At 61.8% G+C, this 6,775-nt stretch carries 8 protein-coding genes and 1 pseudogene; 3 read left to right on the forward strand and 6 right to left on the reverse strand.

Annotated elements, in window-relative coordinates:
* Nucleotides 1-141 precede the first annotated feature (141 nt).
* The 3 genes from ACTHJR_RS06920 (at nucleotide 142) to ACTHJR_RS06930 (ending at nucleotide 2,490) form a co-directional block, all read left to right on the forward strand.
* The gene (locus ACTHJR_RS06920) at nucleotides 142-1,338 is read left to right on the forward strand and encodes an exo-beta-N-acetylmuramidase NamZ family protein (RefSeq protein ID WP_440522394.1); all 1,197 of its coding nucleotides are present in this window, start codon (nucleotides 142-144) and stop codon (nucleotides 1,336-1,338) included.
* 6 nt (nucleotides 1,339-1,344) lie between these two features.
* A complete protein-coding gene (locus ACTHJR_RS06925; RefSeq protein WP_440522395.1) occupies nucleotides 1,345-2,217 on the forward strand; it encodes a hypothetical protein in 873 nt (290 codons plus the stop codon).
* A gap of 126 nt (nucleotides 2,218-2,343) precedes the next feature.
* On the forward strand, nucleotides 2,344-2,490 hold the full coding sequence (locus tag ACTHJR_RS06930) for a hypothetical protein (protein ID WP_440522396.1): 147 nt from the start codon (nucleotides 2,344-2,346) through the stop codon (nucleotides 2,488-2,490).
* A gap of 21 nt (nucleotides 2,491-2,511) precedes the next feature.
* Here the strand turns inward: ACTHJR_RS06930 and ACTHJR_RS06935 are convergent, their stop codons facing one another.
* From ACTHJR_RS06935 to ACTHJR_RS06960, 6 genes and pseudogenes are all read right to left on the reverse strand, one after another.
* Entirely contained in the window at nucleotides 2,512-3,060 is a 549-nt protein-coding gene (locus ACTHJR_RS06935; protein WP_440522397.1) for a hypothetical protein, read from the reverse strand.
* The gene (locus ACTHJR_RS06940; RefSeq protein WP_440522398.1) at nucleotides 3,057-4,235 is read right to left on the reverse strand and encodes a vWA domain-containing protein; all 1,179 of its coding nucleotides are present in this window, start codon (nucleotides 4,233-4,235) and stop codon (nucleotides 3,057-3,059) included. Before ACTHJR_RS06940 ends, ACTHJR_RS06935 begins: the two co-directional genes overlap by 4 nt.
* A gap of 62 nt (nucleotides 4,236-4,297) precedes the next feature.
* Entirely contained in the window at nucleotides 4,298-4,813 is a 516-nt protein-coding gene (locus tag ACTHJR_RS06945) for a CHAP domain-containing protein (RefSeq protein WP_440522399.1), read from the reverse strand.
* 107 nt (nucleotides 4,814-4,920) lie between these two features.
* Nucleotides 4,921-5,796, reverse strand: a complete 876-nt coding sequence (locus ACTHJR_RS06950) for a DUF817 domain-containing protein (RefSeq protein ID WP_440522400.1) — start codon at nucleotides 5,794-5,796, stop codon at nucleotides 4,921-4,923.
* Between the two features lie 36 nt (nucleotides 5,797-5,832).
* A complete protein-coding gene (locus ACTHJR_RS06955) occupies nucleotides 5,833-6,477 on the reverse strand; it encodes a hypothetical protein (protein ID WP_440522401.1) in 645 nt (214 codons plus the stop codon).
* A gap of 27 nt (nucleotides 6,478-6,504) precedes the next feature.
* Nucleotides 6,505-6,775 (reverse strand): annotated as a pseudogene (locus ACTHJR_RS06960) (AAA family ATPase); the annotation flags it as partial.

The raw sequence follows: 6,775 nt of genomic DNA on the forward strand, positions 1-6,775 counted from the left end.
CGACTGGCGGCTCGGGTTGACCGTCGTGGTCGAAGCGATCGACGGATCGAAGAGTTTCTGGGCGCTCGATCATCACGGCGAGGCGCCCGATTTCCACAACGCGGATTGCTTTGTCGCGTCGCTCCCGGCACCTGAACGCGCATGAAATTCGGTATCGACCGGCTGCTCGCCGAACCAGAGCTCAGGAAACCGCTCGAGGGCAGGCGCGTCGCGCTGCTCGCGCATCCCGCCTCGGTGACGGCGGGCCTGACGCATTCGCTCGACGCCCTGGTCGCGGCGGGGCTCAACGTCTCGGCGGTGTTCGGGCCGCAGCATGGCGTTCGCGGCGACCTCCAGGACAATATGATGGAGTCGCCAGATTATACCGATCCGACCTACGGCATGCCGGTGTTCAGCCTGTACGGCGAAGTACGGCGGCCGACCGGGCAGTCGATGGGCACCTTCGACACCATCCTGATCGACCTGCAGGACGTCGGCTGCCGCATCTACACTTTCGTCACCACGCTTCTCTACGTGCTCGAGGCGGCGGCGGCGCACGGCAAGGCGGTCTGGGTGCTCGATCGCCCCAATCCCGCCGGCCGCCCGGCGGAAGGGCTGACGCTGCTGCCCGGTTGGGAAAGCTTCGTCGGCGCTGGGCCGATGCCGATGCGCCATGGCCTGACCCTGGGCGAGATGGGCCGATGGTTCATCGATCACTTCAAGCTCGACGTCGAGTATCGCGTGATCGAGATGCACGACTGGCAACCCGACGCCGCGCCGGGCTTCGGCTGGCCGCCCGAATGCCCGTGGATCAATCCCAGTCCCAATGCCGCCAACGTCAACATGGCCCGCGCTTATGCCGGCACCGTGATGCTCGAAGGGACCAATCTAAGCGAGGGGCGGGGGACGACGCGCCCGCTCGAATTGTTCGGCGCGCCCGATATCGACGCGCGCGCGGTGATCGCCGAGATGCGCCGGGTCGCGCCGCAGTGGCTCGACGGCTGTACGTTGCGCGATATCTGGTTCCAGCCGACCTTTCACAAGCATGTCGGGCAATTGTGCAGCGGGGTGTTCATCCATGCCGAGGGTGCGGGCTACGATCACCAGGCATTCCGGCCGTGGCGATTGCAGGCGCTGGCCTTCAAGGCGATCCGCTCACTCTACGGCGAATACGACCTGTGGCGCGATTTCCCCTACGAATATGTCTTCGACAAACTGGCGATCGACGTGATCAACGGCGGCCCGGGCCTGCGCGAATGGGTCGACGATGCGGCGTCGCTGCCCGGAGACCTCGACACGGTCGCTGTGCCCGACGAAGCCGCCTGGATCGAAGCGCGTCGTCCGCATTTGCTGTATTGAGCCGGGATGATCGTCCGCGCGTTTCTCATCGCCCTGATCGCGCTTGCGACGGCGGTGCCGGCGTGCGCCCAAAGCGTTCCCAACGCCGACGACATCGTCGTCACCGGCAACAAGGAAGCCGACCGCAAGGCGGCCGAAACCTATGTCGCCTCGATCGCGATACGCAGCGAGACGCAATTGGCGCGCTTTCATCAGCCGGTCTGCCCGGTGGTGATCGGGATTCCCCGACCTTATTCGACGATCATCGAGAAGAGGATCGCCGAGGATGCCGCCGCCGCCGGGATAGAAGTGGCGAAGAAGGTTCGTTGCGACGCCAACCTCATCGTGGTGATCGCCGAGGACGGTGCCGCGCTGATGAAGGACATCCGCGTCCATTATCCCGGCTGGCTCGCGGGCCTGTCGCCCGGCGACATCAACGCGCTGACCGCACCGGGCCCGGCGCGCGCCTGGAGCGTGACGTCGCTGCGCAACGAGGATGGCCAGCGGATGCGCAATTCGCCCGAATCGGCCAGCAGCGACGCGCTGGCGGGGAAGCCCGTGCTGCGCGTGATGACCGCCTCGATCCTGCGCCAACCGACGCGCCAGGACATGGAGGCGTCGTTCGTCATGATCGACAAGGCGCCGACGATCGGGCTGACCTTGCGACAGATCGCCGATTACGCGGCGATGCGCGGACTGGCCCGGACGCGGCCGCCCGCTGACGACGGCGCGGCGCTCTCGACCATCCTGACCGTGCTCGATCCGGCGTCGCCGTCGCGGGCGCGCGAGCTTACCGCTGCCGATGCCGCCTATCTCCGTGCGCTATATCGCGGCAACGGCACCGCGGCGGCGGTCAACGAGAAAAATGACATCGCGCGCCGCATCTCCAAGGGAAAATAGACCGAAAACGACGCGAAAACCGCATTCTATCGCGAGTCGCCGCCTGTTGGTCCCAAAACAGGTGCATAGCGTCATCAGCGTGACATGGTCTGTGGATAACCGAATCGCGGGGATCGGGATCGCATCATGGAATCGGATATTCGTTATTACGCGCGCCGCGTCGCGCAGGAGAGGATCGCCGCGAAGAACGCGGTGACCGCCGAAGCACGCGCGCGCCGGCTCGAACTGGCCGAGAAGTTTCAGGAAAAACTCACGCAACTAGAGGCGTGCTAATCCGCTTCCCCTCTGCCGCTCTCATTTTGACGCGTTGGTCGGTGCGGCGGTTCTTATAATCTCGCCGAACTTGGGCTTCGGCACTTCCCTGATCGAGATGAGGCGGTCGACCAGCACGAGCCGGGCGGAGCCGCCCAAATGGCCAAAATGCCCCGAATAGCTCGACATGCTACCGATGAAGGTAATGGCATAGGCCTTGCCGAAATTGTCCTCGCGACGCTTGAGCAAGGTGCCGCCCCACTTGTCCTCCTCCAGCGATATTCCGGAAGGATATGTCCGCGAGTCGGACAAGGTGGAGCCGTCGGGCAGGAAATCGGAGCTTTCGAAGCCGTTTATCCAAATACCGCTCATCCGCGCTGGCGGGTCGAAGCGGTAGCAATCGCGTGACGGAACGGATTCCTCGGCATTCGGCAGGTCCTTGGACGGTCGCGTGCAGGGGTTCCCGAACAGGCCGAACGTGACCGCTTTCCAACGATCGCCGGCATGGCTGTAAGCCGCCGCCGGCGTACCGGAATGACCGCATCCTGCCAGGAGCAGGCCGACGAAGACGGGAATCGTCGCTCCTTTCACCGTTTCCGCGTCAGTTCGCGCATAGCGTCATCCAGCCCCGCCAGCGTCAGCGGATACATCCGGTCGTTCATCAGCTCGCGGACGATCTTGATCGACTGCGAATAACCCCATTGCTCTTCCTTGATCGGGTTGAGCCAGACCGCGGCGGGGTAGGTGGTGGTCAGCCGATGCATCCACACCGCGCCCGATTCCTCGTTGAAATGCTCGACCGAGCCGCCCGGATGGGTGATCTCGTATGGGCTCATCGATCCGTCGCCGACGATCACCAGCTTGTAGTCATGGCCGTATTTGTGGAGCACGTCCCAGGTCGGCGTGCGCTCGGTGAAGCGGCGGCGATTGTCCTTCCACACGCCTTCATAGGGGCAATTGTGGAAGTAGAAGAATTCCATGTTCTTGAACTCGGACGTCGCCGCCGAGAACAATTCCTCGCAGAGCTTGACCCAGGGGTCCATCGAGCCGCCGACGTCGAGGAACAGCAGCAATTTGACCGCATTGTGCCGCTCGGGCCGCATATGGATGTCGAGCCAGCCCTGGCGCGCGGTGCCTTCGATCGTCGCGTCGAGGTCGAGCTCATCGGCCGATCCCTCGCGCGCGAAGCGGCGCAGGCGGCGAAGCGCGACCTTGATGTTGCGCGTGCCCAGCTCGCGCGTGCTGTCGAGATTCTTGAATTCGCGCTGGTCCCATACCTTGAGCGCGCGGCCGTGCTTGGACTCGCCGCCGATCCGCACACCTTCGGGATTGTAGCCCGAATTGCCGTACGGGCTGGTGCCGCCGGTGCCGATCCACTTGTTGCTGCCCTGGTGGCGTTTTTCCTGTTCTTCCAGACGCTTCTTGAGCGTCTCTATAATCTCGTCCCAGGAACCGAGCGACTTGATCTGCTCCATTTCCTCCGGGCTGAGATACTTCTCGGCGATCGCCTTCAGCCAGTCGGCTGGGATGTCGGCTGGCTGGGTGCCATAGCTCGTGGCGATGCCCTTGAAGACCTTGGCGAAGACCTGGTCGAAGCGGTCGAGCAGCCCTTCGTCCTTCACGTAGACGGCGCGCGACAGGAAATAGAATTCCTCCGGCGTGCGTCCGATCACTTCCTTGTCGAGCGCCTCGAGCAGAAGAAGGTGTTCCTTCATGCTCGCCGGAATGCCGGCGGCACGGAGCTCGTCGAGGAAGTTGAAGAACATCAAGGAAGGCTAGGGGCGGGGCCCGATCAGCGCAAGGGCGGGGAAGTTCGGACGCCGATCGATCAGCGCGAATAGGCGTCGATCAGCGCGCCGACATAGTCGGGATCCTTGCTGGTCAATTCGCGCGCCGCTTTCGCCTTTTGGCCGTCGGTCTCGACCGGATAGATGAAGCCGTAGATCGGGAAGGTCGTCGAGCCGAGCCCGTCGGCATCACGATACCAGACGCGGACTTCGCTCCAGTCGTTGTCGGGGCTGACGTCGGTCAGCGTCACGTCCTGCTCGGCATGGCCGCGTTCGCCGTTCAGGCGCGACCAATTGGCGTGCGTGACCATCACCACCCGGCTGTCGACCACGCGGCTGATCACCGCGACATGGCCGAGCGGCAGGCGTGCGGTCTTGCGGAAGACAGCGACCGCTCCAGCGCGCGGGGTCTGACCGCGGCGATACCGGCCCTCGGCTTGATCCCACCAGGTCCAGGCATCGCCATAGATCTGGATGCCGGACGCCGCTCGTGCAAACGGCACGCACTGCCCGACATAGTCGAGCAGCGATCCGGCGCGCGCTGGGGCGGCCGCCATCGCCACAAGGGCAAAAGCGGCCGCCAGCACGCGGAGATGGGGGGGATATCTCCTCATGCGCGACCCCAATAAGAGGAGCGCGCTGACCGGATGGTTGGCGGACGGGGTTAACCCGGCGGTGACCGTAAATTCGTTTTGCCGTCCTCGCCGTGGATCAGCGACACCATCACCACCGAGATGATCATCAGCAGGTACCAGGAGCCGAGCTTGGCCGGGCTGACCATCGCCCAGCCGTGACGCTGGTTGGGATAGGACCAGGCATGCGCGAAGGTCCCGATATTCTCGGCGAACCAGATGAACAACGCGACCAGGAAGAAGCCGAGCAGGATCGGCATCCAGCGCTCGCGGCGGAACGGCGTGAAATAGAAACGCGAGCGCCGGAACATCAATACGATCACCGCGAACAGCAGCCAGCGGATGTCGGGCAGCCAATGGTGCGCGAAGAAATTGACGTAGATCGCCGCGGCCAGTGCGATCAGCTGCCAGCGCGGCGGCCAATGCGTCATGTGGATGCCGAAGATCCGCCAGATGCGCGCGATGTAGCTACCGACCGCCGCGTACATGAAGCCAGAATAGAGTGGCACCAACCCGATATGGAGCACACCGCCCGTGTCGTAATTCCATGAACCCGCGCGGGTCTTGAACTGCTCCATGATCGTGCCGGTGACGTGAAAGGCCAGGATGACTTTCGCTTCCTCCACATTCTCCAGCCTGAAGGCGAGCATGCCGATCTGGATCGCGACCGCGGCGATGGTCAGGAAGTCGTTGCGCGCGAGCCAGGCATGGTCGGGATAGAGGAAATGCGTCCCGAGCAGCAACGCCAGCATCAACGCGCCGAACAGGCAGGCCCAGCCCTGCTTGAACCCGAACAGCAGGAATTCGTAGGCCCACGACTTCCACCCGCTGGTCGGCTGCGCCGCCTCGAGCCGGGCGCGGACGCGGGCGAAGCGGGTAGCGCCTTTCTGTGAATTGGCTTCATTCATGCCGGTTTACGAATGTGAATATAGAGCAGAGCCAGATTAAATCAGGATTTCGAATAGCCGTTCCGTGCGGATATCCTGAACAAATTGATGTTTATTTTGCAGGAAAATTTGAATCGCCGTCCAATAAGGATCTGATTCAGACATCGCTCTCTCCCGGAATGGGCCAAGGATATCATCCAAAGGTATTGTTCCCAGTGGACCGTAAAAAGATGTAATTAGATTGTGAAATGGAGTGAGCTGGATTTTTTCAGTAACTACCTTATCTCCATCGCACCATTTTATCGACACCGAATCTCTGTGTCTGTTGGAGTAATATCCGTGGACATATTGATTGCGAAGATTGGCAAGGAATATCTGATCCTCACGAGAAAACTTTTTCATAAATCGCGCAGTTATAACAGAGAACTTGATAAGTTCTTTGGCATTGAATGCGATGGCAGAGAAGTTATGCTGGTTTGCCTCAGATATGATTTGTGGAAGAAATCGCTGTCCAGCTTCCACTGTATCAATCAAGCAGCCGAACCAAACCACGAACAGCTTATTTCTTAGCTCCGGTTCGTCGTCGAATTTTTTATCCTGGAAATAGGCGCCCCAAACTTCGAAAGATGTGGTGGGGCCTAAAAAAATTTCCGACAGCTGCATGGTTAGCTGTCGTCGCTTATCGATGGTTTGAATCTGCATGTCAGACCCAAAATGTGCTGCGCCTGCTCAGCGCGGGCCGCCCTGCTGGCGCTTGGCCATGAACGCCAGCCGCTCGAACAGCATCACGTCCTGCTCGTTTTTCAAAAGCGCGCCATGGAGCGGCGGGATCGCCTTGGTCGGATCGCGGTTCTGGAGGACGTCGAGCGGCATGTCCTCGTGGAGCAGCAGCTTGAGCCAGTCGAGCAATTCGCTGGTCGAGGGCTTCTTCTTGAGGCCGGGCACGTCGCGGACGTCGTAGAAGATATCCATCGCCTTCGACACCAGCAGCTTCTGGATG

The organism is Sphingomonas sp., from assembly GCF_051962185.1.
Taxonomy (GTDB): domain Bacteria; phylum Pseudomonadota; class Alphaproteobacteria; order Sphingomonadales; family Sphingomonadaceae; genus Sphingomonas.

Coding starts and splice junctions, on each gene's coding strand:
- ACTHJR_RS06920 (WP_440522394.1), top strand. CDS start 142: ATGAAATTCGGTATCGACCGGCTGCTCGCCGAACCAGAGCTCAGGAAA.
- ACTHJR_RS06925 (WP_440522395.1), top strand. CDS start 1,345: ATGATCGTCCGCGCGTTTCTCATCGCCCTGATCGCGCTTGCGACGGCG.
- ACTHJR_RS06930 (WP_440522396.1), top strand. CDS start 2,344: ATGGAATCGGATATTCGTTATTACGCGCGCCGCGTCGCGCAGGAGAGG.
- ACTHJR_RS06940 (WP_440522398.1), bottom strand. CDS start 4,235: ATGTTCTTCAACTTCCTCGACGAGCTCCGTGCCGCCGGCATTCCGGCG.
- ACTHJR_RS06945 (WP_440522399.1), bottom strand. CDS start 4,813: ATGGCGGCCGCCCCAGCGCGCGCCGGATCGCTGCTCGACTATGTCGGG.
- ACTHJR_RS06950 (WP_440522400.1), bottom strand. CDS start 5,796: ATGAATGAAGCCAATTCACAGAAAGGCGCTACCCGCTTCGCCCGCGTC.
- ACTHJR_RS06955 (WP_440522401.1), bottom strand. CDS start 6,477: ATGCAGATTCAAACCATCGATAAGCGACGACAGCTAACCATGCAGCTG.